The 22,618-nt window shown below is 40.1% G+C and carries 26 protein-coding genes; 2 read left to right on the top strand and 24 right to left on the bottom strand.

Features of this window, described 5'->3' with window-relative positions; all coding sequences use genetic code 11:
• Positions 1 to 12: 12 nt before the first annotated feature.
• The 3 genes from ACW0TQ_RS08215 to ACW0TQ_RS08205 are packed head-to-tail and all read right to left on the bottom strand — an operon-like array spanning position 13 to position 4,554.
• Entirely contained in the window at positions 13 to 267 is a 255-nt protein-coding gene (locus tag ACW0TQ_RS08215; RefSeq protein WP_455725523.1) for a hypothetical protein, read from the bottom strand.
• A complete protein-coding gene (locus ACW0TQ_RS08210; protein ID WP_455725522.1) occupies positions 257 to 706 on the bottom strand; it encodes a hypothetical protein in 450 nt (149 codons plus the stop codon). Before ACW0TQ_RS08210 ends, ACW0TQ_RS08215 begins: the two co-directional genes overlap by 11 nt.
• Positions 703 to 4,554 carry a phage tail protein gene (locus ACW0TQ_RS08205; RefSeq protein ID WP_455725521.1) on the bottom strand — a complete coding sequence of 1,284 codons (3,852 nt, stop codon included), beginning with the start codon at positions 4,552 to 4,554 and terminating at the stop codon, positions 703 to 705. The genes ACW0TQ_RS08210 and ACW0TQ_RS08205 overlap by 4 nt, the downstream gene beginning before the upstream one ends.
• A 71-nt stretch (positions 4,555 to 4,625) precedes the next feature.
• On the opposite strand from ACW0TQ_RS08205, the gene ACW0TQ_RS08200 reads away from it, so the two are divergent.
• Positions 4,626 to 4,829, top strand: a complete 204-nt coding sequence (locus ACW0TQ_RS08200; RefSeq protein WP_379585848.1) for a hypothetical protein — start codon at positions 4,626 to 4,628, stop codon at positions 4,827 to 4,829.
• Here the strand turns inward: ACW0TQ_RS08200 and ACW0TQ_RS08195 are convergent.
• The 14 genes from ACW0TQ_RS08195 to ACW0TQ_RS08130 form a co-directional block, all read right to left on the bottom strand.
• The gene (locus ACW0TQ_RS08195) at positions 4,826 to 5,080 is read right to left on the bottom strand and encodes a hypothetical protein (protein WP_379585846.1); all 255 of its coding nucleotides are present in this window, start codon (positions 5,078 to 5,080) and stop codon (positions 4,826 to 4,828) included. The genes ACW0TQ_RS08200 and ACW0TQ_RS08195 overlap by 4 nt on opposite strands.
• A gap of 10 nt (positions 5,081 to 5,090) precedes the next feature.
• Entirely contained in the window at positions 5,091 to 5,879 is a 789-nt protein-coding gene (locus ACW0TQ_RS08190) for a distal tail protein Dit (RefSeq protein WP_379585844.1), read from the bottom strand.
• Between the two features lie 10 nt (positions 5,880 to 5,889).
• Positions 5,890 to 10,449: a tape measure protein gene (locus ACW0TQ_RS08185; RefSeq protein ID WP_455725520.1), complete on the bottom strand. Its 4,560-nt coding sequence runs from the start codon at positions 10,447 to 10,449 to the stop codon at positions 5,890 to 5,892.
• A 133-nt stretch (positions 10,450 to 10,582) separates the two neighbouring features.
• Positions 10,583 to 10,837 (bottom strand): hypothetical protein, encoded by a 255-nt coding sequence (locus tag ACW0TQ_RS08180; protein ID WP_339236902.1) that lies wholly within the window; start codon positions 10,835 to 10,837, stop codon positions 10,583 to 10,585.
• Positions 10,838 to 10,974: 137 nt separating this feature from the next.
• Positions 10,975 to 11,355, bottom strand: a complete 381-nt coding sequence (locus tag ACW0TQ_RS08175) for a tail assembly chaperone (RefSeq protein WP_455725519.1) — start codon at positions 11,353 to 11,355, stop codon at positions 10,975 to 10,977.
• A gap of 118 nt (positions 11,356 to 11,473) precedes the next feature.
• Positions 11,474 to 12,016 carry a phage major tail protein, TP901-1 family gene (locus tag ACW0TQ_RS08170; protein ID WP_455725518.1) on the bottom strand — a complete coding sequence of 181 codons (543 nt, stop codon included), beginning with the start codon at positions 12,014 to 12,016 and terminating at the stop codon, positions 11,474 to 11,476.
• Positions 12,017 to 12,028: 12 nt separating this feature from the next.
• Complete coding sequence (locus ACW0TQ_RS08165; RefSeq protein ID WP_455725517.1) at positions 12,029 to 12,418, bottom strand: hypothetical protein; 390 nt, start codon at positions 12,416 to 12,418, stop codon at positions 12,029 to 12,031.
• 9 nt (positions 12,419 to 12,427) lie between these two features.
• Positions 12,428 to 12,808 (bottom strand): HK97-gp10 family putative phage morphogenesis protein, encoded by a 381-nt coding sequence (locus tag ACW0TQ_RS08160; protein ID WP_455725516.1) that lies wholly within the window; start codon positions 12,806 to 12,808, stop codon positions 12,428 to 12,430.
• A complete protein-coding gene (locus ACW0TQ_RS08155) occupies positions 12,808 to 13,116 on the bottom strand; it encodes a hypothetical protein (RefSeq protein ID WP_379585833.1) in 309 nt (102 codons plus the stop codon). Before ACW0TQ_RS08155 ends, ACW0TQ_RS08160 begins: the two co-directional genes overlap by 1 nt.
• Positions 13,116 to 13,469: a phage head-tail connector protein gene (locus tag ACW0TQ_RS08150; RefSeq protein WP_379585831.1), complete on the bottom strand. Its 354-nt coding sequence runs from the start codon at positions 13,467 to 13,469 to the stop codon at positions 13,116 to 13,118. The genes ACW0TQ_RS08155 and ACW0TQ_RS08150 overlap by 1 nt, the downstream gene beginning before the upstream one ends.
• A gap of 2 nt (positions 13,470 to 13,471) precedes the next feature.
• Positions 13,472 to 13,765, bottom strand: a complete 294-nt coding sequence (locus ACW0TQ_RS08145) for a hypothetical protein (protein ID WP_455725515.1) — start codon at positions 13,763 to 13,765, stop codon at positions 13,472 to 13,474.
• A gap of 65 nt (positions 13,766 to 13,830) precedes the next feature.
• Complete coding sequence (locus tag ACW0TQ_RS08140) at positions 13,831 to 14,892, bottom strand: major capsid protein (protein WP_455725514.1); 1,062 nt, start codon at positions 14,890 to 14,892, stop codon at positions 13,831 to 13,833.
• Positions 14,893 to 14,902: 10 nt separating this feature from the next.
• Complete coding sequence (locus ACW0TQ_RS08135; RefSeq protein WP_339236890.1) at positions 14,903 to 15,262, bottom strand: hypothetical protein; 360 nt, start codon at positions 15,260 to 15,262, stop codon at positions 14,903 to 14,905.
• 2 nt (positions 15,263 to 15,264) lie between these two features.
• A complete protein-coding gene (locus ACW0TQ_RS08130) occupies positions 15,265 to 16,011 on the bottom strand; it encodes a DUF4355 domain-containing protein (protein WP_455725513.1) in 747 nt (248 codons plus the stop codon).
• 235 nt (positions 16,012 to 16,246) lie between these two features.
• On the opposite strand from ACW0TQ_RS08130, the gene ACW0TQ_RS08125 reads away from it, so the two are divergent.
• Positions 16,247 to 16,564 (top strand): hypothetical protein, encoded by a 318-nt coding sequence (locus ACW0TQ_RS08125; protein ID WP_256705864.1) that lies wholly within the window; start codon positions 16,247 to 16,249, stop codon positions 16,562 to 16,564.
• Between the two features lie 200 nt (positions 16,565 to 16,764).
• On the opposite strand, the gene ACW0TQ_RS08120 is transcribed toward ACW0TQ_RS08125, so the two are convergent.
• The 7 genes from ACW0TQ_RS08120 to ACW0TQ_RS08090 form a co-directional block, all read right to left on the bottom strand.
• Positions 16,765 to 16,935, bottom strand: coding sequence for a hypothetical protein (locus ACW0TQ_RS08120; RefSeq protein WP_339183305.1), 171 nt, complete (start codon positions 16,933 to 16,935; stop codon positions 16,765 to 16,767).
• Positions 16,932 to 17,858: a minor capsid protein gene (locus ACW0TQ_RS08115; protein ID WP_455725512.1), complete on the bottom strand. Its 927-nt coding sequence runs from the start codon at positions 17,856 to 17,858 to the stop codon at positions 16,932 to 16,934. The genes ACW0TQ_RS08120 and ACW0TQ_RS08115 overlap by 4 nt, the downstream gene beginning before the upstream one ends.
• Positions 17,842 to 19,296 carry a phage portal protein gene (locus tag ACW0TQ_RS08110; protein ID WP_455725511.1) on the bottom strand — a complete coding sequence of 485 codons (1,455 nt, stop codon included), beginning with the start codon at positions 19,294 to 19,296 and terminating at the stop codon, positions 17,842 to 17,844. The genes ACW0TQ_RS08115 and ACW0TQ_RS08110 overlap by 17 nt, the downstream gene beginning before the upstream one ends.
• A gap of 13 nt (positions 19,297 to 19,309) precedes the next feature.
• Positions 19,310 to 20,602: a PBSX family phage terminase large subunit gene (locus tag ACW0TQ_RS08105; RefSeq protein ID WP_455725510.1), complete on the bottom strand. Its 1,293-nt coding sequence runs from the start codon at positions 20,600 to 20,602 to the stop codon at positions 19,310 to 19,312.
• Positions 20,592 to 21,110 (bottom strand): terminase small subunit, encoded by a 519-nt coding sequence (locus ACW0TQ_RS08100; RefSeq protein WP_455725509.1) that lies wholly within the window; start codon positions 21,108 to 21,110, stop codon positions 20,592 to 20,594. Before ACW0TQ_RS08100 ends, ACW0TQ_RS08105 begins: the two co-directional genes overlap by 11 nt.
• Before the next feature lie 75 nt (positions 21,111 to 21,185).
• Complete coding sequence (locus ACW0TQ_RS08095) at positions 21,186 to 21,692, bottom strand: hypothetical protein (protein WP_455725508.1); 507 nt, start codon at positions 21,690 to 21,692, stop codon at positions 21,186 to 21,188.
• 120 nt (positions 21,693 to 21,812) lie between these two features.
• Positions 21,813 to 22,562, bottom strand: a complete 750-nt coding sequence (locus ACW0TQ_RS08090) for a hypothetical protein (RefSeq protein ID WP_455725507.1) — start codon at positions 22,560 to 22,562, stop codon at positions 21,813 to 21,815.
• Between the last annotated feature and the right edge of the window lie 56 nt (positions 22,563 to 22,618).

Below are 22,618 nucleotides of genomic sequence, written 5' to 3'. Positions count from 1 at the left end.
AAAAAATAACGCTTATTCAGCGTTTTCTGTTTCACGTGCTGTCAATCGCTCGACAACCTTATTTTTAATCAATTCTGGAATCTCTCCATCTATACCAGCTTGGAAATATTCCGTTATCTGCACAACAATCGCTCCATCAATATTGAGTCGTTCCCTGTCATCGCCTTCAATCGGTGAATTACCTCGAAAACTGACTAATCTAACCTGCTCTCCGTCCCGTTCAATGTTGCGTGAGCCAGTTTCCTTAAATTCATAATTATTCATCATCCTTATCCTCTCCTTCTGTATTTTCTTCCTCTGCATTTTCAAAAGCATCTACTAAAGTAAAATGAGCAATGGCATCATCGCCAACCAGCTCCTTTCCGTAATCATTTACAAGCTTTTTGACAGTGTTTAAAGCTGATTGGAGGTTCTTATCATCAAGGACAAATTCCTCGTCTAACAGAGCAACTTGCGCCTTATTGAAGGCGCGCTTATCCTTAATGGCAGGCTGTCCGTCATCCAGATAAACAACCTCACCCTCATCGTCCAGCTTGGCAAACTCTTTCATCAATTCGTTGGATTCTTCTGCCACCTGCTTTTGCTTTTCTTCCAGTGCTTTCACAACACGCATCCGATGAATTGACTTTTCCTTCTTCGGATTGAGTGACTGTACTAAAAAGTTGTTTATGATTCGGATATCTCCATAAGTTAATTTGATTGTCATGCTGATTCCTCCAATTGTGCTACTCTTTTCTTGAGCGTTTTATTTTCTTCTTTCAATTTGGTTACCTCGTTGTTGATATACTGATATTCGAAGCGTTGCCAGTTCAGTTCCTCATCTATGCTATCCAACCGTCTCAAGTTGTCCTGAATAACATGCTGATGCATAAACAGGATATTATCTTTTTTGATTGTCTCCTCGTCACTTTTAACAAGGTAGTCATTCCGCATCTTCAAGTCATCAATAATAAATCCGACTTGCCTGTCATAAATGGTTTGCGGATTATCCTTGTTAAACTTCATGCTTTCATCCCGGCGCCAGTCAAACGTAACGATTTTGGCATTACGAATAAATTCAAGGCTATCTGCTAAATCTATTGTGCCTTCATTTTTCTTGAATTTACGGGCGGAGTTGCCCTGCAAAGCGCCATGCAGATAATTGGCACGAACGGTGTTTGTATATACATAAGTCATATACCGATTGCTACGACCAATATTATAATTATTATTTGCTGGATACTGCCCGTAAATGGATGGATTGTGACCGTCAACATGATCCGTATCAATAGCAAAACCTCTATTGGCAGTTGGATTGGATATATAGACTGTCCGCCATCCTAGCACATTATCAACATAAATTCTGCGGAACCTATATCCAGACGTGCCAATGTCATGGGTTCCATGGCTAAAGGGACGAACGGTCGGAGTGCCGTTAAAATCATATTCAATTCCTTTATCCCATCCAACGGCACGGTTTCTAAGTTGGAATCTAAAGCCACTGATACTGTTGGCTGCTCCGTCTGCAATTGCTCTAGTCGTATGCCACATAGCACCGCTGTACCATTCAGATAACGTATCAAGGTTTGCAGCACCAGTCGTTCCTGAATAAGCAAATGGATAATCTTGAAGTGATTTACCCACACCAAAACCGGCAGAACGTACTGTACCGTCTTTCGTATCCCGATACTGGATGCGATTTCCGACGGAAGTAAAATCAATTCTCGCCCCACTGCCAAGCGTAAAATGGGCATTACGCATGGTAAGATTACCGGTGTTAAGGTTCAAATCCATGTTGTTATTATTGGATAGCAACCTGCCTGATGTCAGTGTTCCCATATTCGCAGTAATCGCCTGCAGAGTAGCCGCATTAACCTTATCAGCATTGACGCTAGATATTTTTGCAGATGTAACGGCTAAATCATCAATTTGTGCTGTGCCTATGATGGCACGTTCTAACTTGGCTCTTTCGATAGTTCCATCGGCTATATGAGCATTTTGGATAATGGCTTCATCTATAAGCGATAATCCGTCAAGGTGGATTAATGCGCCGGATAAGCGTATGCCTTCTCGGTTAATATTAAGTTCGCTGACTATGCTGTCAACGTCTACTTTAAAGGTAAGGTCTTCTGCTAGTTGCGTGATAGATGATTCAGCTTGTGTCATGCGCTGGTCGGTGTCTTCGAAGGCTGGGGTCCAGTCGGTAGCTTTGTTGCCTATTTCAAGTTTTACTCTTGTAAACTTCACTTCATTGCCCGACGTTTGACCGGACCGACCCGCATACATGAGTACATTATAGTCGTACCTGCCATCGGTCGTGAAAGTAGCTGTCATTCTCTTACCCTTCGTGTACGGAATATGAATGTGGGGCATACTCTGACCATTTCTTAGATACGGATATACTGTTATGGTGCTAGGGCTTCCATTTATAGCTTCTGCATAAAAGCTAATTGTATATGTCGTGTCTTTCTCCAACCCTCTATACACGATTTCGTAAGCATAGTCGTTTGTACCTGTCACTGTAAACTCCGTGTTATAAGGCTCTCTAATTAAATTCCTACCGCCTATCTCTATACTAGAAACAGTCTGCTCTATCCTATCTGCCTGTAGCACCACATCAGCAATAGAATTTCTCAAATATCCAGTCTCTTTGTTAAATGTAGATTCTTTAACCCTGTTTAAGATTTCTTCTTCGTTTTGACTAATAAGGCTTGACTGATGTTCTAAGTCTTTCACAACACCATCCATATCAGTTTCATAGCGTGTAATACTCACTGTGTTATCAAACATGCCATCGATGTCAGTTATGGTGTAAACATCACCAACATTGACCTTATCGACTAGTTGACCATCTAAATACTCTAGGTCATCAGCTATTTCACTCATATCACGGAGTACATCTTCACGAGTCTTCTGTATCTCCTCATCCGTATAGATACGTGCTTGCTGATTAATTAAGTCCTTGGCTTCCTGTGATATTTGGTCAAAGTCTACGCCATTTTCTCCAATGATGTCGCTAACACGATGCAATTCCCTCATGCGCTCGGCAAGGTCAGGTCCCCACATGATATCCTCTGTCAGCACCCGATGAGTAGCTGCTCTTACCTGTACGCTCCAATCAGACGGTCTGCCATGGTAGTTAACTGCGCGTACTCGGTAGTACCAGACTTCGTCTGTGCCGACCGTATGGCTAAAGGCACTGACATCACCGCGCCATAAAAGATGCTGTGTATCTGGCACAAAGTCCTCGGTACGACTGCCATAGACCTCGTAATGCTTGATAAAGAGTTCATCAGCATACTGCCAGTAAAGCTGAATGACTTCCATACCGCCGTAAGCTTCCAAATTAACAGGAGTGGAAGGCTTACGGTTCGGGTAGCTATTTTCATCAATTCGCTGTCTTGGCGGGTTGTTCTTAACATCCTCTATTTCTTTCCGTAGGTCGTCTATATCGTCTCCAAGGTCAAGGAATTGTCCCATCTCAACGACCATTGTGCCTTCGATATCCATCAGGTCATATTCCATGGCTATTACTCTAGCCTGAATCTCTATCGGTCTTGCGAATTTACGATCGATAGCCTGACATGTATCACCAAGGCTTACTTTTTCATTGAATAGATTGACAAATAGGCGATAGTTAACTTCTGGCTTATTCGCTTTTTGGAGTGCTTCCCAAGTAGCGTATAACAAGTCCGCCGGGTCTTCGTAATCCTGATTGCTAAAGATGCCTTCTCGGTGTCTTATTCCGCCTTCATAGCCATATACAGCTAAAGCGTCTGTGTCGCCTACCCACTTTTGACCAAGTGGCTTATCTACTGGATCACCTTGGCTTGTGCGCCATTCAACATCAGCAAAATCTATATACCTTGTATAACCGCCTGTATGCTCACCGTCTTCATCTTCGACCTCAAGACTTGAGCCTCTCCCGTATAAGGCTGTCTTTGGATAAGAAAGAACAGTACGACCTATCTCAGTAGTGTTATGGTCAATTTCAAAGCGCTGCCCTTGTTCCTTGCCTAAACGCTGAATAATCTTGACAAAGCAACCTGTAATCTCGTTAGTCTCTTCATCTAATTCAACAACGTCTTTAAATTCTCCACCCCAAGTATCAATCGTTTCCCATATAGCTTCGGTGCTGGAAATGTAATAAAAGTTAGTGGTAGCTCTGCCTAGTTCGACTTCAACACTTGCTTGCCAACGTGTGCCATTTACTGCAGCAGTCAATGCAACATCAGCAGTCTGATTAACAAAGCGACGTTCGACTACAATATGATCGTTTAGTTCAGCCAAAAAAGTTGGCTCACAGGTGGCAATAGTTGTCGGCCCATCAATATCATTGCTATCATCAATTTCTTTAATGGTCATCAAACGCCAATCGCCTTCATGGTCTTTGAATACTACCTTGTTTTCTTCTTTAACATGTTTAGCCACAGGGTCATCTGCTTCAACGGTAAAAGAAAAAGGCTCTGACGGTACGCTGTTTACCTCAATGCGATAATGCGTTTCGACAAGCCCTGTATCTTCTGATATAACCGTTAGCGGTTGTTCGTCTTGACTAAATATAAATAATTCCATTGGTTTCCTCCTTTCTAGCAGGATTCTCCCTATTTATGTCGAATATAGTAATTTATAGGGAGGTGATACATATGAGAATAGAATCAATAGTTCATTTGAAGAACGGCGACGTATTTGGAGCGCAAGATTTAACTAATGAAAACAAGCAAAATGCTGTTATAGGTATTGAAAGAGCTAAAAACACTAATGGTTTTATTAACCTTTACACCGATGCTGGTCCAAAACCCATTAAAGCTCAAGAAGTTAAATCTATTCAGTTTATTTTTCATGATTAGGTTAGTTTTTTCCATTTATTTTCTGTAGAACCCAGTTCATAAGAAGTGGACAGGTCCTTGTTCTCTAATAGCTTAAGGATTTTGTCCACTTTTTCTTCCATTTTCTCAACCTTCAACTCATAAAACCTCTCACGACTGATTTCATTACCTTCTGAGTCATGGTAGGTTAATTCAGCATTTTTCATCACTAATTTACCTGTAACCAAATCCAAAGACATGTTATCATTCTTACTTTCTATTTTATTACTCATAATACCCCTCCTAATATAATCTTTCATCATATTTTAATTGACACGCATGGCTTGCCTTGACAACTAGTGGACCTGGTTCTAACAGTTCATAATTTGACGCCAACCGAATAGCAAAACGAAGGTCGCGGTCATCATTAAGCCAGACCTCGCGCCCCTCATATTTTATCGTTACTCGGTCGCCTTCTATAAATTCATATCCGAGCAAGATATACAGTCCGGAATTCGTCTCTAATTCAAATTTGTTTGTATCTTGAGCAAGAGTCAGATTGATTTCCCAAGGTGCTGAATCCTGGCCTGTGACATTGTGCGTTGTGTTTGCAGTTGTTACATCAATCGTTTTCTCGTTCATCCGTTTAGCGCTATCCGCACAAGTAAAAGTCATCGTACAAATAAGACTGTTACTATCTTCATCAGGTATATTTGCACCTGATAAGGTAGCGATGAAATGAGCATTTTCGTCGGTGAATTCAAGTCTTTTCTCGTTTCCTTTAAGATAACCATTCAACCGATTGAAACGCTCTCTAAGTCCTTCATTTGTGGCATCTGCAATTAAAAATTTAACTGGTATCTCCCTGACGTCATAAGTCACATCTTTTACCCTTGAACCATGAGCACCTGGCATCTGTACTAAGTCTAATCTACGATTTAAAATACCTCTACCGCCTACAGATAACGTTACAAATCTTCCTGTTTCATCTGTCAGCAATTCATCCAGATTCTTCCCATCAAATACCGTTTGGAGCGATAAGGAAGTGCCTCCTGTATCGCTTGTTGGTTGTGTATCTACAAATTGGTACATAAAGCACCTCCTATACCGTTCTAGGTCTTAATCTATTACGCTTTCGATTTTGATTTTGGCTGATATCATCTACAAATGTGCTGAAATCCTTGCCTCCCAGAACCAAATTAATGATTGCTGGTTGCGGTTGTTGAATTTCTCCCTGATGACTCAATTCGTGACTGACACGGGATTGTATTTGCGCATTTGTATTTGCAACTTGTCCTGCAATATCAAACTGCGGTGTTGCTACGTCAAATGGTGACGATACATAATCAGCCATCGCATCCATGACAGAATATACCTTGCTAGCATAACGCTCGATTCCAACTGCAATTCCTTCTGGAATCCAGCGACCAACATCGTCCCTCATAATTCGGGATGGTGATTTAATTTTCAATGCACTGCGCATAGTTAATGCGACACGACTTGCTATGTTGCGTGCTGTAGACATAACGGCACCTGATCGGCTGTTTAATCCGCCTTGCAAGCCTGCCATTGCGTTAGAACCCACACCGGACATCGCTCCGCGGAGCCCTCTAAATGGAGAAACTAATCCACTAGATAGCCTTGACATAATTCCCATGCTCGCCGAAGCGCCAGAATTCAAGCTACCTTGAAAAGCGCCCATAGATACTCGGGCTAATCCTGGTAATCGACTCAAGCTATTACTCATATTGGATACGCCGCTTTGCGTGGTTCGATTAAGGCTTTGCATTCCCATGTCGGTTCTGTTAATCATGGCTGTTGTCATAGTAATTATTGAATTAATTACACTAGATTGATTATCAGATATACCATTGCCTAAACCTTGAGATACGAATTGACCAATAGCAAAAAACACACGAGAAGGACTGTGCGTATCAAATTCACCTCTTGCTACGTTAATCACATCTTGCGCAACGGTGCGCATAGCACTTACCGCACCGTCACCCATTCCGCGAATACCGTTACTGAGGCCGAGGCTGACATTATTTCCAATTGTTTCAAATGTAGACTTCGGCAACCCACTCTCTGTCGTAGTGGTTACGTCATTCGTTAAGGTTTCTGCAGCGCTTGTAGCGTTACCTTTGCTACCTTCGATTCCTGTGCCAGTACCTTGACCTACGTTACCGCCATAATTGATATAAATAGATTCAGGCATACCCTCTTCTACTTCAGATTGAACACCACTTGTCATGCTGTTAGCAGCACCAGTTGCTTCACCTGTACTCCCTTGGATTCCTATCGCTGTTCTAATCGGCACGGAGCTTCCGAATATTTCTAGCGGTGTACCTTCGAGCGCTGCTGATATTTCTTCGCCTGGCGCTCTTCCAATTTCACCGGAAGCCCATGCAACGGATTCTTTACCGTTGTTAAGCGATCCTGCAAGTCTGGTTGGAACGCCATCTGCCGCTCCTTCGATATCAGAATTGTTCATTTCTTCTATCGCTGGATTAGTCGCTTCTCTACCTAACATTTCAGAGGCAGCCTTTACATAAGGAGATCCGGTTTCCATTCCAGCAGATATATCAACAGGAACTTCTTCACCTTTTGCAGAGAAATCATGGTTTCCTAAAGCTATATCAAGCCCTTCCCAAAGTCTTCCACCTAATCTGGTTGTGGATTCCTCAACTTCCTCGGCGCTTTCATCAACCCCGCTTGCTGTCTCATTTCCAACTTGAAGACCATAGGCCTCCCAATCCGCCTCATTGATTTGCGTGCGAAGGATTGTTTCCATACGTTCTACAAGAGTTGTCATCAAATCTACAACTTCTTCGAATCCTTCACCTAAAGCATCTTTAAGAGCATTTGATGATAGTTCTCCACCTTCTTGGTAAGTGTCTGCTAACGTTTTTAATTTCTCACCACTAGTGCCTTCAGTTCCTTCTAAATCATCAACCATTTCTTGCAAGACAGCCGCATGGTCAATCCCCATATCTTCAATGAATGGAATAAAGCTTTCATAACTATTGTCTCCTGCCCATTCCATCAATGTGGCTTGGTTCTCTCCCCACTGTTCCACCATTTTTTGGTTATGCTGCATGGTTTCAATCATGCTGTCCATAGTGTGGTCAGTCTTGCTTTCAATTTCTTCGAAAGCGTTGGTTGCAGCATCTTTTAATTCTCCGTATTTATCAGCAAGCGAATCAAAAGCATCTTTTGCAGCTCCTTCTAAATCCTCATAAGATATGATGATGTCATGGTTATTGTCAGCGATAATGTCTTTAGCATTCTGACTGGATTCAACCATTGTGTCTTTCGTTGTTTCATATTGAATACCTAGTTCATCAAGTGTTGCCAGTAACTCTTGCTCTTGTTCGTCAAGTTCTTGTATTTTTATTCGAGCGTCAGCAGTGTCGTTTCCACTTTCTTGAATAGTTGAGTTCCATTCTTTACGCATCGCTATAACTTCATCGAGTTGTAGTTCTACTTCTTGCTGCTCTTTTAAGATTTCTGTTAGGCGTTCTTGGGCAGCGTTACCCTTATCTTGCTCCGCCATAAGATCGATACGCGCTTGCATTTTTTCAGTTGATTCGCTCAACATGTCTGCTTCTTCGTTATATGAAGCGTTTAAACCATCAACATTACCATTCAATTGTTCAACTGCGATGCTTAGATTACGTTTATCCTCAGCAGATTTGTTTTCTTTTTCTGATAGTTCTTCGACCGTTCCCAGTAATGTGTTATTCGCTTCTCTGGTTGCATCAATATCATTAACTCTATCTTTATAAACTCCGGCACTTTCATTCATAGAATCTATTAATGTATCAGTAGATTCTCCCAGTTCATCTGTTTCTTCCTTTAAGCGCTCGGTTTCTTCGCTAGTTTGGTTGAAATGATTCCATACAGCGTATGCTCCTGCGGCTAATCCAGCTGCTCCAGTAATAATCCAGCCAACGGGACCCATTAGTGCTAACATCGCCGTCCTTAGACCTGTTGTTGCTACTCCAAGTGCCATTTGTGCAGCAATTACTGCTGTCGCCCTGCCTCTTAAAGCATTGTAAGCTAAGGACATTGCTGTTGTAGTTGTTGTGACAGCTGCTTGAATCACTGGGATTCCCATTAGAGTTGCTTTAAAAGCAAGAAGTGCTGTACCAACGGATTTGACCACCATCAACCCTGCAAACGCTGCTGCCATTCCACCAATAACAGGAACAAACGGTTTAGCCACAGTCAGCAAAGGACTAAATACATCTAACAAACCAAACAATGCATTTCCAACCGGTTCAATTACTGCAGCTGCTGTTTTCATACTTGATTCCATGAAGGAGCCAAATTCACTAACCATATCACGCATTGTTGGCAATCCGTTATTTGTAAGCATGCCGTCGATTGCTTCAATGATTGCAGTTACACCACGGGCAGCAGCTGCGCCCATATTGGCAAATGCACCAGACCAAGATGCACCAGCTTCTTTTGCTGCACCGGATATATTGGTAACGCCATTGGTACCTTCCATCATGGCTGTGGTTACAGTGTTTACAAAGTCCTCTGCGCTGATTTCACCATCAGACAATGCTTTAGATACTTCATCAACACTTCTTCCGGTTGCCTGAGCGTATATATCAACCGCCGGAATACCAGCTTCAAATAATCGATTTAATTGGTCCATGCCAACTTTACCTTTTGTCAGCATGTTTTGGAGTGCATTTGTTACGTTCGCAAACTGCTCATTTGAGCCATTACCATAAAAAGCTACGGCATCTCCCCAAGCTTCTATATATTTAGTCGCTTCTCCAACTTCAACGCCACGCGTTACAAAGTCCTGCACACTGGATGCTGCGACATCCAAACCGTAAGCTGTACCAGTTACAATGTCATTCGTTTTATCAAGCGCTGCATTAGCATCTGTTGTACTACCTGTCATTTCTGTCATAACACGCTCGAATTGTTCCATGGTATCGATTCGCTGAAATGCTAAATCAACGGCATTGCGTAATACTTTGAAAACGCCAACTGTTGCAGCGATACCTGCGATTGTTTTAATCAACTTATTCATGGATATATCTGTTTCGTCGGCTGAGTCGGCCACGCCGTCTAATCCATCTTTCGCCTGTTCACTACTTCCGCTGACGCCTTCTAACGAATCGGATGCGCCATCAATACCGGCTCCAGCGCTTTCGCCACTCATCCCTGCTTCTTCAAGTGCAGACCCTACATCACTAACGCTAGTCGTAGCACTGTCACTGCTTCCGTCAACACTATCCAGTGCTGCATCGACAATATCTACTCCAGCGCCGGCACCGTCACCACTTGTTCCCAAATTATCCATCGCATCGGTTATGCCCTCAACACTTGTTGATGCTTGAGAACTACTGTCTGTCATGCCGTCTAACGATGAATCAACTACATCTAATCCACTGCTTGCGCCGTCGCCACTGGACCCTAAATCATCAAGGGAGGAACCTGTGTTTTCTATTGCGCTGGATGCAGATGAACTAGAATCCATCACACCTCCCAACGCAGCATCAACAGTATCAATGCCAACACCCGCACTACTTCCACTATCATGAAGTGAACCCATAGAGTCGCCTACATCATGCATTCCGGATTCAGCACCACCAGTTGCCCCTGTGATACCTTCAAGACCGGATTCAACAGACTTCATTCCGCTTCCAGAACTGCTTGCTGCGCTATCGAAATCGATTATGCTTTGTGTGCCTCGTTGAAATGATCTAATAAACTCTTCAATACCGGTCGCTCTCAGATATGCTTCCACACTGTATTGTTCAGAAATAGTATTAACCTCCCTTCTTATTCAGGATTTTTGCTGCTTCTACCATTCTTTTTTGTCTATTAGTTAAATTGCTTTTGTTCGGTTTGCTTGGACCTTCTAATGACTTAATAGCTTTTTCATAATCAAAGAAAGACTTGAAGTCTTTGAAAACAGGCTCCATTTTCGGCTTGTCTTTACTGCCGACATTTTTATTTGCGGTAACTTGATGATTAAGCCACGCTTGCATATGCATATCATATTGCTTGTCGATTTGAGCCAAATTAAAAGCCCTCATCCGCAGTGAATATTCACGCAGTGAGAGCACTTTGATGTCATAAAGGCTTGTAAATCCTAAATAACAAAAGCAATTTATAACAATCTGTTCATAGGCCTCTTCTGATGGAGGATTTTCATTCTTTACTGGGTTTGCTTCTGTTCCCGTTGAGCTCGTTGAACGCCTTTTTTGAACTCTTGCATTTTTGGTTTCAAAAAAACCGATTCTTCCATAGCCTCTGTAATGGTTTTAAATAGTTCTTCTAATTTTCCCCCTGCAGCTTGTCCCTCGATATACTCATCGATACCACTATTAGATGGCTTAGATTTAAGGTGATCAGTTGCTGCTTTGATAATATCTACCAAAATAACTGGATTCCTCGTACCTAAGTGAGTGATAGCTGTCTCTACCCCGACACCTAACGGAATTCCTTGCGCCTTTACTGTATGAAATTCATCCATCTTTCTAATAAATCCTAAACCAAAAGCTAACTCGTATTTTTTCTCGCCAATTTGAATTTCCATAATAAAATTCCTCCTAAATATAAATAAAAATAAGTACAAAAAAAGAGCGCTATTTCAGCGCTCTTAGTCAATGATTAACGTGCTACCGATTTCTGCATCCCCAATCGCTTGGGGTACATTAGGGAGTTTCGTCTTCGTCATCATCACCGTTTCCGTTGTCGTTTTCACTTTCAGGCACGGTATCAGTAAATGCATACTGTACTGCTTGCTCTTGTTCTTCTGTCAACGTGGCCATTCCTGTTTGCGGTTCTAGTTCTACGACAAGATTTGACTCGATGTTTGACTGCTCCTCAACATTTGCAGGGTTTTCCCATGAATCAAGGTAGCCTTGGCAATAAACTGCTGGGTATTTTCCGTCTTCATCCCTTAAATCTTCATCGACTGTTACTTCCCAAACTTCCAGTCTAGATCCGGATTTAACGGCATCCTCTAACATTTCTCGCACTGGGTCATCCTTTGCCTGGATTGCTGAGATACTAACAGAGGATTCCAGCTCTCCAACCTGAACAACTGTACCGTCTTTTGTGACGATAGATTCTAATTCACGGCTATAACTAAACGTATGCTCCGTCTGAAACACTAATTTAGCTGCCGCTTTATCTCGATCTGAATACTTTCTGAATAGCAATATTTTATCCTTACCTTGTAACATTTCTGGCATGTTATTTCCCTCCTAATTTAAAGTAGCCTCACAGCTTAAAACGCCATGAAGCAATGGTGTTCCGGTCGAATTATCATCCATAATTTGACCGGTTGTATTATGATTCAGTACCTGATAACCATCAGTTCTTTTCAAACCATAAAAAGCATTCTCAATGGCACTCCGCATTTCCGTTACCTTTTTTCGATTGCGTTCTGGTTCATCGGAATAGACATGTACTCTTACCACGTAATCGCCATATCTGTTGAATTTTGTTCGTTTGCTGACGTTAAATGTCTCTCCGACATAAACAAAAGGATACGGAGCTTTACTATCCGGCAGATAGTTAAAAGTTGCGTATCCTAATTGCTGGCTTATTTTATAAATTGCATCATAAATGGATTGGTCGGCCGTTTTTCTCACTCAACCACCTCACTTTAATAGTCTTTCTAAATCCTTTATGAATTGCATTTTTTGAGCCAAGAAAGCTGGTTGCACGAATGGCTGTGCAGCCATATAACGACTGCCATGTTCCAACCACCATGAATAATACGTATTCGGGGCAACCCTTACTGCAAATCCTCTATCTCCCATAGGAGATGAAATACCAATAGAACGCTTCGTTGTTCCTGTTGGTGGAATGAATTTTCCGTTATGATAATGCCCTTTAAAGGATGCTTCTCTCTGCATCCTTCTTTGCATCTCAGAACCATTTTGCATGACAACCTTTTTCACAGCACTCATATCAGAACTTTTCTGCAGAGCTTTTATTAACTGCCCAGTTCCTTTGATACCAAAACTGCCCCTAGCCATTACACTTCACCCTCAACAAAAATAACGCCTTTCCGGTAATTGGATTGGCGTTTTGGTTGGTAAGTCTGCTTTTCGTTGTCACCTAAATACAGATGCTTAAAATCTTTATAATAAGGCTGTTGCAAACGAATGACAGACATCACTTTGTCAATCTGTCCGAATATCTGATTGGTTCGGTCTATGCTTAGTTTGGATACATTACAAGGAAGTGTTCTTTCAATATTCTCTCCCGGTATCCATTCGCCTTTTTCCGGATCATAGTATCCATCGGTTTCACTAACGAAGGTGACTCTTTTATCAAAGCGCATTAGAAGAACAGCACCTTTCCACGCTTCGGCTTAGATTCTTCATCCTCCACATAATCATCGATGATATCAAGATACGGATCCAGTTCCTTATCTAAATCATAGAAATCGATTTTATGGCCTTCTACCGATTCAGACTTCATACCTTCTGAGCCAATACGATTGAAGCGACGCAAGGTTACTTCTTCGATGATATACTCCAATTCTTCTGGAATCTCTTTGATAGACTTGTTAACCTTGCGCAACTTCCCTAACAACAGACTGCGAACGTTTTTAATTAAAACATCCAAGACAGGGTCTTGAAGGTTGTCTTGGATGTTTAATACGATTTTTACATTGTTTTTAATTTCATCCATGGTTATTCACCATCTTCAATCAATGCCAATAACGCCGCCACTTGTTCTTCGGTAAATTGAGGTTCGACGTCTTGGCCATCCGCACCATCAGAACCAGCAGGACCTTGTGGACCCTGTTCGCCGGTATCGCCTTTGTCTCCCTTATCACCCTTGGGTCCGCGTTGACCTTGAGGTCCCGGTTCTCCTTGCGGACCTTCTGGACCTCTCTCAATCACATCTAACAAGTCTTTCATATCTTGCTCTGTAATAACGTGTCCTGTTACAAATCTTTCTTTCAATTCTTCTTTTGTAGCCATTATTAGCCTCCTATCCTATTTCAAAAGATTCACCAATTGTGGCTTCCCCTATTGATAGGGGTCCATTAGGGAGTACCGTCAGCAACCTTTGCGATAAAGATATTGTCAATAGATTCAAAGGACGGCAGTACAATTTCAGACACAATGTTATAAACGTTGACCGGATGCGGCTCTTTTACCGATGTAACAGCGATAGCGTTGTCAATAAGTGATACTTCGGCATCGGTATTTCCACTCATGAGATCAGCTTCTTCCGGAGTTGTCCCAAAATAGGTGTTACCTAAATTACCTTCTGGAATCAGAGTAAACACATCGTCCGGAAAGAATAAATTAGAATCTCCACCAACTTCTGTACTGTACTTTTTGTTGTAGACAGCAATGGTTAGACCTAATTTGTTTGACAGGTATTGCTGCACCATCGCATCAGTTAGAATGATGTTCTGACCTCCTAGAGGATTCATGTCTAAACGGATTGTTTTATTGTTAACAAGATAGTTCCATGTCTTGCGTGTACAAATCGCTCTCGTAGGACGCGTGCCAGTTCTATCCTCGATTTCATCCTGCCATTCTTTAATGTCAGTAATCGGATTAGAATCTGGATTACTCCATTGATCTGAACCTGTCAGTGTATCTTGATTGTTATCTGAAAGATCATAATCATAATCATAAACTTGCCGACCGGATTCAATACTAATTTGACCAGTTGATAATAGCTGCATAATCATTCGTTCTGGCACAACTCTTGCACCATCTACTAGATTAGCGACATCATCATAAATACGATTAATCAAAGGCATGAGATACTGAGAATTCGCTGAATTCATTACCTTTAAAATTTCTTGACGTTCTTTTTCTCCAATTCGCATGCCTTCACGGAAGAACGGCATTTCTGTTTCGATTTTCGTAACGCCAATACGATCACGTAAATCAGCTTTTGCATCAAATGCAGATGCTTTCAATGCTACTGGAAGCCCTTTGCTCCCTTTAATCCACGACAAATCTAATCCCATTTGCTTTCGAGCAGGGAATAGCGTTTCTCCTAAATACGGAATGCGGTCTGAGGCATTCTCTTGATAATAAGTTGCGATATTTGGTGCGTTCACTAAATCAAAAATGTTATCCATCATCAAAACTCCTTTATTTAATAAATTTAATTTGGTTTAATGCTGCTTTTGCTTCTGATGCCGGCGCTTCTGGTAGCTTATCTGTTTCGATAAATGCATGAATGAGCGCAGCACCAGCTGCAGGACCATACGTTACATCCACATCATTAAATAAAACACCCTCTGCATTTTCATCATTTGATTTAACTGCAAAGGCTGATCTATCATCAATAAAACCTCCACCAATAACAGTTCCTGCAGGTACAATCTTCTTTCCGTTATCATTTGTCGACACTCCTGCATCATCAACAGTCACAGGTAATGCGACATAATGGTCAGCAAACTTTAAAATTTGTTTTTGCGGTCCACCAAATGGTGTTTTAGTAAATTTCATTATTAATTACCTCCTGTATTAAAATAATTTCCTTGTGCTTTTTGAATATCGGCACCACTTTGCTTGTTCATTTGTGCTATTTTTTTTCCTAAATTATCAGTGTTTGATAAACCTCCTGCATTACCAGCTGGTGGAGTGTCCTGGCGCAATTTTTCTTTAACAGCATCATTCACTGCATTGTCGAAAGCATCTTTAAACATTTTGATATTTGCTAACGTGCTTTCTGCATCTTCACCAAGTAAGATGTCGGCGAAATCAGATGGCAGTTTCTTTTCTTGCAAATCTGCTACTGCATCAGAGCGCAATTCTGATCGTTTGATTTTTTCTTCACGCTCTAAAAGTTCCTGTTCGCGCTGTGTCAATTCTTCTTGCTGACGTTCCTTTTCAGACAGCTTAGATAAGCGCTGCTGCTCTGCTAAAGCATCTTTCACAGCTTGATTGATAGCATCTTGTTGTTTTGGCTTCTGATTCTCTTCAAATGCTGCAACCGCCTTGCTAATCTTGCTATCTACCTCAGATTGAGTGAAGGTTTTTTCGTTTCCTTCTCCACCTTCGCCGTTGCCGGATTCTCCTTGCTGACCTCCTTCACCGCCATCGACTTGGCCAGCACCTTCTTCACCCTCAGCAAAGAATTGTAAATCGAGTGGTAATCCTTTCTGTGCACGAATCGCCAAACTTGATGCAATCTGTCCCTCTGTAAAAGGTGTTTCGATTGCTAACTTTTTAACTTTATCCATTAATTCATTCATTTCTTTTCCTCCTAATCCCCTGCAGTCATTGCCTATCAATCTTTCATCAAACAAAAATAAGCCCCGTACAGTCCATTCATGGCCCATTCAGCGCTTACCCCTATAAAACTATTCAATTGATATTTAACGCCCACACAGTATTAAATTTTGATAGTTTAACGTCGTTCCGGACAAAAGCAATTGTATAGTATTCACTTCCGTTAATAGATATAATCTAATCAGGAGGTGATTAACTATGGATAATCTTGAGGTTGTTGTAACTTTCGCTAACGATGAAAAGTTATATATTAAACAAGATGCTATTATTTTTCCTGTTCGCTTAGTTGAACATAAAAACGAAAAATTTTGTTCCACTTCTGAACCAATTGTTTTAGAGGAAGAAATGCATCACAGTGAAGGACTAATACCTGCATTAACATCCGTTTTTGCACTTAATGAATTCTTCTTTTTATCTGAAGAAGGACAAACAAACAGAACTGTTTATAAAACTGGGTCTATTGTGTCTTTGGAACAAAGGAAACAACAAAAAGCTGGTATCGGCAGGTTTTTCTAATATTCAATTCTGATTTCAATCAATTTAACCGCACTAACGCTTGTCTGCTAAGTGCGGTTAATCCACTCAACATCTTTGAGTTTGTGGTAAACCTCTGTTCCGTCCATCCAAGTGAAATCACCAGTTCGTTCCATTTTCGCATTTAGTTTTTCAACCCACATTTCACCGAATCCTCTTTCATATCTAACAATTACAAAATTCTAAGCTAATTCAACGGATACTGTGGAATCAATTGGAGAACTGAATAATATTGTTCCATCTTTGTCATAAAAGATATACACATCATCTCTAACCTCAATAGAGTTCACTTCAATAACCTTTCGTTCTGTCATCCAATCACCATTTGCCACTGCAATTAAATAATTCATCATGATTCTCTCCTTTCAACCTCTTCCCAAAATGCTTCTCTGTCCATGTATGCTGCAGTAGAGCATCGGCAATTTGGGTGCATTGGGTACATATTTGTACCGATCTCCATAGCGGACTTTTTGAATATCTCACCATCTAATGCTTTGCAAATAGGACAGGCATCAGGCTCACTAATAAATTCGTACTGTTCAAAATCAGCTTGGTCAAGGCTATCTTTAAATACATCACTTTGTACCCTGGCCATTTCTGTCCGCATCAATCGTTCTGAATTACTGATACTGGAATCAATGGACTTCCTAAGTTCTCTGGCAAGTTCCCTCGGGTTCAAACCTTGTACAATACCACGATTCAACTGTCTTTCAACTTCCAATCGTAGTGCATCTTGATTGCTCCAAAGTCTTTCTGACCACGTAGCATTCTGAAAAGAGGAATTGACAATCGTATCAATTTTTTTGGAGTTCGCTGTGACTGTCTCACCTAAGATTCCTGACTGCCTTTCATACTCTACCCTTACTGCTTCGGTCAATGATTCATCAAGTATTCTCTCTTCATCACTTGTCATAGAAATAATCTCTAATCGGATATCATGTTTCAACATCTCCAAGCGATTGATTCGCATTGTAGCATTATAGAGACGCATTTCTTCATTGGCCGTTGCAGTGAAAGTCCTTTTCTTCACATATCGCTTTGCTTTCTTAGCGTATCGTTCAACATCAGCCTTCCTCACACGTTTTCTAGCATCAGACATAGAAATACCTTCTTTACTTGCATATCGAGCATAGAAAGCTTGTATGAGTAGCTCTATTTCTTCTAACGCTGCATCTTGATTGGCTCTGATTCGCTTGGCTATTTCAGCATCATTCTTGATTTGGTTTTTAATATGGTCCTGTTCACGTTTACGCCAATAATTATTCGCCATCTTCATTCACTTCTTCTTGTTGCTCATTATGTTGATGCTCTTCAAAATCATATTGCGGTTGATTGATAGGACGTTGTTTTTCTTCTTCTTCAAGCTGTTCTATTTCTTCATCTGGATTATCAACAAAGCGTAACTGACTTATCATAGTTCTTTGGGATAATTGACCACCAGCATTAGTGAACCATTGCATATCACCCTCAACGTTCTTTGGTAGGTTCTCGGTGAACGTAATTGTTAACTTAGATACATCAATCGCTCCCTCGCTAGCTGTCTGCATCATATTGTTAATCAAACGGTATCGTTCTCTTAAAGCACGCTTGAAACGACGTTCTTTGGCCGCACGCTTCTGTTCCATGAGAAATAGCTTGTACTTCATTACTTCTCCGCTCATATTTCCCGCAAAATTTTCATCACTAAGGTTTGGTGTAGCTGTAAATAAGTGAATATCATTAGCTATCCGCGTCTTGTAAGCCTCTGACCCTGCGACATCATACTGCTTGTAAATGTAATCAGCGTCAGCATTTGTTTCTTTCCCGTCTACATTAGGTTCTGTACGGAGAAATAGAATATTTTTCTCTTTCATTTCTTTTGCTTCTTCAACATCTAAATCAAGACTACCAACGATTTTTAACACGGCATCGTTTAAATCTTCTGAGTAGTTGGCTAAGTCGGACTGAGCGCCATCGTACATATCGATTAAAGCAAGTACATTCTCAAAATCTCCTTGGCGAAATTTATTATTCTCATATTCAATAATTGGCACGCCTTGAAAATAATTTACTTCTCCTTCTCTTTCCTTTTCCGAATTAGAATGAATAAAGACTAGCTTTCCGGAATCATCATAAACCATTTTATAAATTTGATCCGCTGTGTATAAATGAACCGATTCTTCTCCGGACCACTTGTTTTTAAAATAACGGACAGCAGCAATTGAATTGCGTTCTACTGATTCATCATAAATAACAAAAGTATTTAGTACGTCTACCTGAGTAAATCGATACTCATCATTTTCATTCCTGTAGAGCAATTCATAAGCACGGCCATAAATTGATTGATCAAGACCTATTTCGCTGTTATGCTCATCCGCATCATTGATACGATTTATTTCCATGATAAACTCTGAAATCTTTTTATCATCATATGTTGTTTTCAATGGTATTCCAAACATATATCCTTGGATAAACACACAAACATATTCTCCAAAATTATGAATGGCACGGTTATCAGCAAGGTGTTCTTCTCTGCGGCGGTTGTCTTTTAGAATGGTTTCATTATTACCTTTGAAATAGTTCTGTAGCGTTTGGAGCCGCGGCCGCTGTACTTTTTTATGCTGCTCTATCATCTGTTGGAGGTGCTCCATATTTTCAAGTAGCTTTTCAGCACTCTCATAGGTAAAATGTTCATTTGCTTCATCCGGAAAGCGTTGTTTAGATGCATTTGTCATGTCATCCCTCCTTTTATAATCCAAGCGACTGAATCGCTTTGTAAGTTTTCTTTTTATCTTTTCCTTTGCCTAAGTGGTAACGTTCCATGCTGTACCTTAATGCATCTATGATGTGGTTATTGGCATCTACAGGAACGTTGAGCCACTTACCTTCTTTGTCTTGGTCAAATACATAAGTGTTGAACTCCTCGATAGTGTATTCGCAAGAAGGGTGGATATATATTTTGAATCCTTGCAAGAAGTTAATGCCGTGCATCACACTGTCTTTACCTTTAACTGATGCATGAAGCCTTCTCACGCCCTTCGATACCAATTCACGAATCAACCTAGGCTCTGCGCTATCTCCTGTGATTGATGCTTTTAACTTTTCTTTCTTCTGCAGCATGTTGTATATGTCTTTGGTAGTCATGCCTTTTTCATAGTGCTCATCGTAAATCCATATTTCTTTTTGTTTCAAATCAACGACGGAGCTAACAAGAGTGGTCGGATCATTAGTGAAACCATAGTCCATCCCATCAGTTGTTTCTTGTATCTGTTTGATTTTTTCAAAAGGATTGAAATCTTTTACCTCAAAATTCTCAAACACAAGACCTTCTGCGACGCCCCAGTCTCCATCACATACAATCCTTGCCCGTCTTGGATTAGTACGGTACAAGTCCATGTATCTTGCTCTATCGACATCATCTAACCATTCATTCACTCGGAAAGTAGTTGTGTCTGCAAATGTATCTCTTTCCTTTGTCTCCACATCAAAAAAGACTTTCTTAAGCCAATGTCGTTCGCTCCAAGGGTTGAACGTCACTGTTATTTGCTTAAAAAAGTCTTCATCGTCATATGTTCCACGAATAGATTCAACTACGGTACGGAATTTATCTTCATTTTCAATTTGATATGCTTCCTCAAACCAAGCCCAGCAAAGAATACCAACATCCACTGTAATTGATGTGATTTTCAATTCATCATCCAGACCTCTGAATAATATCTTTTGACCAGTAGGAATATAGGTTATTTCCGGCATAGATTCATTGAATTTAAATAGGTGAGCTACTTTTAATTTGTTAGCTGCCCATTTCAAATCAGTGTATGTGGACTGTTTATTAGTATTGGAGTATCGCCTTATAACAAGCAAGTTCGCCCATTCATGCTTCATTAGCCGATAGATGAAATTAATTGCTGTGTTCTTGGATTTCTTAGAACCACGTGAGCCTTTCACAACTCTATAAAACTGCTTGTTGTGCCAAAACCGGTTATACCCCTTACCTATTGCTTTTGCTGGTGAAACTTTCAGCTGCTCCTTAGTCGTCATCTTCTGGCACATCCTCAACAAATACAGGGGCGATATTCTCTACTTGTTGTTTATCAGTGAACAACACAAGATGTTTTCCCAATAGTTCAAGTGCTTTCATCTTATCATGTAATTTCACCTTTTTTTGTCTTTTCTCTGATTCCCCACCATTGGGGAATACCTGGACATTTATAGTTTCGGTGATCTCAGAAAGGACTGAGCCGTCTACCTCTTCAGAATCTAATATTTCCACACCATGTTCATTCCAATGAACGAAATCCGTTAATTTGGAATAACCGATTTTTGCTAGTTCTTGCAACACTTTATCAGCAGTGATTTCAGTTCTTTTTGACCTTTCATCCATAGCTGCTTGAATGGATTCTGCGATCTGAGGTTTTCTTAGGTTTTCCGTTCCTGTTTTATAAGCTGTCTTTTTGCTATACCCTGCTCTAATAGCTGCTTGTGTAGCATTTAAATCGATTAAGTATTCTTCCACAAAACTTTTCTGTTTAGGTGTTAATTTAGCCATCACATATTCACCGCCTCCATTTGTAATGAAATTGATTTTAGCATAAGAAAAAAAGCACCCTCGAAAGGATACTTTTTATTTTTTGTAAACAATTAAACTGTTCTTCTTCTTTTTATTTACATAGTTTAATTTAATAACCCTTATTCTGTTAAGACGCTCTATATTATCATCATTTATACTCATTCTTAGCTTTGACAGAGTAAGTTGCTTTGCTGGTAGATTCACAAAATATAAATCTTCCACACTCATGCTATGTTGACTTAATTGAAGCGTTTCTAAGTTATATGGCCTTTTCTTGTATATCACTTTCTCGTATTCGTCAAGGCAGATTAATTCTAAGTCATCGATATATTTTATTGACTCTGAAGAATTATAAAATTTTAATTTGAAGTCCAACTGCGCGGTGTTAGAACTGTTAAATTTGCTTCTTTCCACCAAATTAAAACAGGTATCAAAAACTGTAGCCTCGATTTTCCCGGAATTCTTTAACATGTGAGTTGTAATTAGAGTAGCCACAGTTGCCAACACCGCCCCTGACACAGCTCCTATTATACCTTCATAATTCAAAAGTATTTCTTCCATCAAATCTCCCCTTTTAATTTATATGGGGATTATGATACACCAATTAGAAGTTATTTTCCTGCTTACTACATAATATTTATATTGCTCAATAAAATAGCGTATCCCTCGTAAGGGAGTGCCTTATTCCGCTTTTATCTTTACTGCACTTATTCTAAAGTTTTCAAAGAAATCTTCTATAGGTCTCGCATGAATCTGGTCTTTTAGATTATCCATTTGAAAAATATAATTGTTTTCAACAAAAGTAGCTGGTAATACAAACCTCATTTCCCTTTGATGAGAAAAATCAACATGTTTCCAATAATACATTTGAATTTTTGCTTTTTGAAAAAGGTCGGACGAACTTTTGTCTTTATCAATAAATGTTTTATATTCAACAGGAGCCACTCGGGCTACAGTATCTTTCTTCTCTGCTTCTGATATTAATAAATCAGTAAATTTATCCGGAAGTATTATTGCTGTGTCTCCAAATTCCAAGAATTTCTTCTTATCTTCGCCAATGTCTATTTTGAAACTCAAATAATCTTCTTGTTCTTCAAAGAGCACAAAGTCTTCCGAATTAAATTTTGTAAAACAAAAAATGGGGACTTCTTTAGATCTCTCGTGTCTTAAAATAATTTCCGCATTTGTAGATTTCATTAATATCTTTTTTGTTTCAGGATCTTGAATATAAATTTTGTCAGGAAGGGACACATATGCAGCTTCCCTTTTATCGCCCACACCTTTTTTCTTGTATTCTTTTTCTAAATCAATAAAATAGCCAATATTATTCATAAATAATTTCCCGTTTTCTAAATCATTCACATATTTTTTACTTGTGAATTTTACAAAAAGTTTTGCATTCTCTAATCCAGGAAATTCGTTCATTCTCATAGTATTCCCCCTTTCCATCTAATAATATCTAATGAGGGGAATTTTTCCTAGCACGG

This window comes from Oceanobacillus sp. M60 (assembly GCF_053839645.1).
Note: the sequence above shows the minus strand (reverse complement) of the source record. Positions and strands in the feature narration are given on the sequence as shown.

Coding starts and splice junctions, on each gene's coding strand:
- ACW0TQ_RS08155 (WP_379585833.1), bottom strand. CDS start 13,116: ATGCGCTTTGATAAAAGAGTCACCTTCGTTAGTGAAACCGATGGATAC.
- ACW0TQ_RS08160 (WP_455725516.1), bottom strand. CDS start 12,808: ATGGCTAGGGGCAGTTTTGGTATCAAAGGAACTGGGCAGTTAATAAAA.
- ACW0TQ_RS08110 (WP_455725511.1), bottom strand. CDS start 19,296: ATGACAAATGCATCTAAACAACGCTTTCCGGATGAAGCAAATGAACAT.
- ACW0TQ_RS08200 (WP_379585848.1), top strand. CDS start 4,626: ATGAGAATAGAATCAATAGTTCATTTGAAGAACGGCGACGTATTTGGA.
- ACW0TQ_RS08135 (WP_339236890.1), bottom strand. CDS start 15,262: ATGAAATTTACTAAAACACCATTTGGTGGACCGCAAAAACAAATTTTA.
- ACW0TQ_RS08095 (WP_455725508.1), bottom strand. CDS start 21,692: ATGGAAGAAATACTTTTGAATTATGAAGGTATAATAGGAGCTGTGTCA.
- ACW0TQ_RS08100 (WP_455725509.1), bottom strand. CDS start 21,110: ATGGCTAAATTAACACCTAAACAGAAAAGTTTTGTGGAAGAATACTTA.
- ACW0TQ_RS08190 (WP_379585844.1), bottom strand. CDS start 5,879: ATGTACCAATTTGTAGATACACAACCAACAAGCGATACAGGAGGCACT.
- ACW0TQ_RS08125 (WP_256705864.1), top strand. CDS start 16,247: ATGGATAATCTTGAGGTTGTTGTAACTTTCGCTAACGATGAAAAGTTA.
- ACW0TQ_RS08170 (WP_455725518.1), bottom strand. CDS start 12,016: ATGCCAGAAATGTTACAAGGTAAGGATAAAATATTGCTATTCAGAAAG.
- ACW0TQ_RS08195 (WP_379585846.1), bottom strand. CDS start 5,080: ATGAGTAATAAAATAGAAAGTAAGAATGATAACATGTCTTTGGATTTG.
- ACW0TQ_RS08210 (WP_455725522.1), bottom strand. CDS start 706: ATGACAATCAAATTAACTTATGGAGATATCCGAATCATAAACAACTTT.
- ACW0TQ_RS08115 (WP_455725512.1), bottom strand. CDS start 17,858: ATGAAGATGGCGAATAATTATTGGCGTAAACGTGAACAGGACCATATT.
- ACW0TQ_RS08175 (WP_455725519.1), bottom strand. CDS start 11,355: ATGGAAATTCAAATTGGCGAGAAAAAATACGAGTTAGCTTTTGGTTTA.
- ACW0TQ_RS08205 (WP_455725521.1), bottom strand. CDS start 4,554: ATGGAATTATTTATATTTAGTCAAGACGAACAACCGCTAACGGTTATA.
- ACW0TQ_RS08090 (WP_455725507.1), bottom strand. CDS start 22,562: ATGAGAATGAACGAATTTCCTGGATTAGAGAATGCAAAACTTTTTGTA.
- ACW0TQ_RS08150 (WP_379585831.1), bottom strand. CDS start 13,469: ATGGATGAAATTAAAAACAATGTAAAAATCGTATTAAACATCCAAGAC.
- ACW0TQ_RS08215 (WP_455725523.1), bottom strand. CDS start 267: ATGATGAATAATTATGAATTTAAGGAAACTGGCTCACGCAACATTGAA.
- ACW0TQ_RS08185 (WP_455725520.1), bottom strand. CDS start 10,449: ATGAAGTCTGTTGAATCCGGTCTTGAAGGTATCACAGGGGCAACTGGT.
- ACW0TQ_RS08130 (WP_455725513.1), bottom strand. CDS start 16,011: ATGAATGAATTAATGGATAAAGTTAAAAAGTTAGCAATCGAAACACCT.
- ACW0TQ_RS08140 (WP_455725514.1), bottom strand. CDS start 14,892: ATGATGGATAACATTTTTGATTTAGTGAACGCACCAAATATCGCAACT.
- ACW0TQ_RS08105 (WP_455725510.1), bottom strand. CDS start 20,602: ATGACGACTAAGGAGCAGCTGAAAGTTTCACCAGCAAAAGCAATAGGT.
- ACW0TQ_RS08145 (WP_455725515.1), bottom strand. CDS start 13,765: ATGGCTACAAAAGAAGAATTGAAAGAAAGATTTGTAACAGGACACGTT.
- ACW0TQ_RS08120 (WP_339183305.1), bottom strand. CDS start 16,935: ATGATGAATTATTTAATTGCAGTGGCAAATGGTGATTGGATGACAGAA.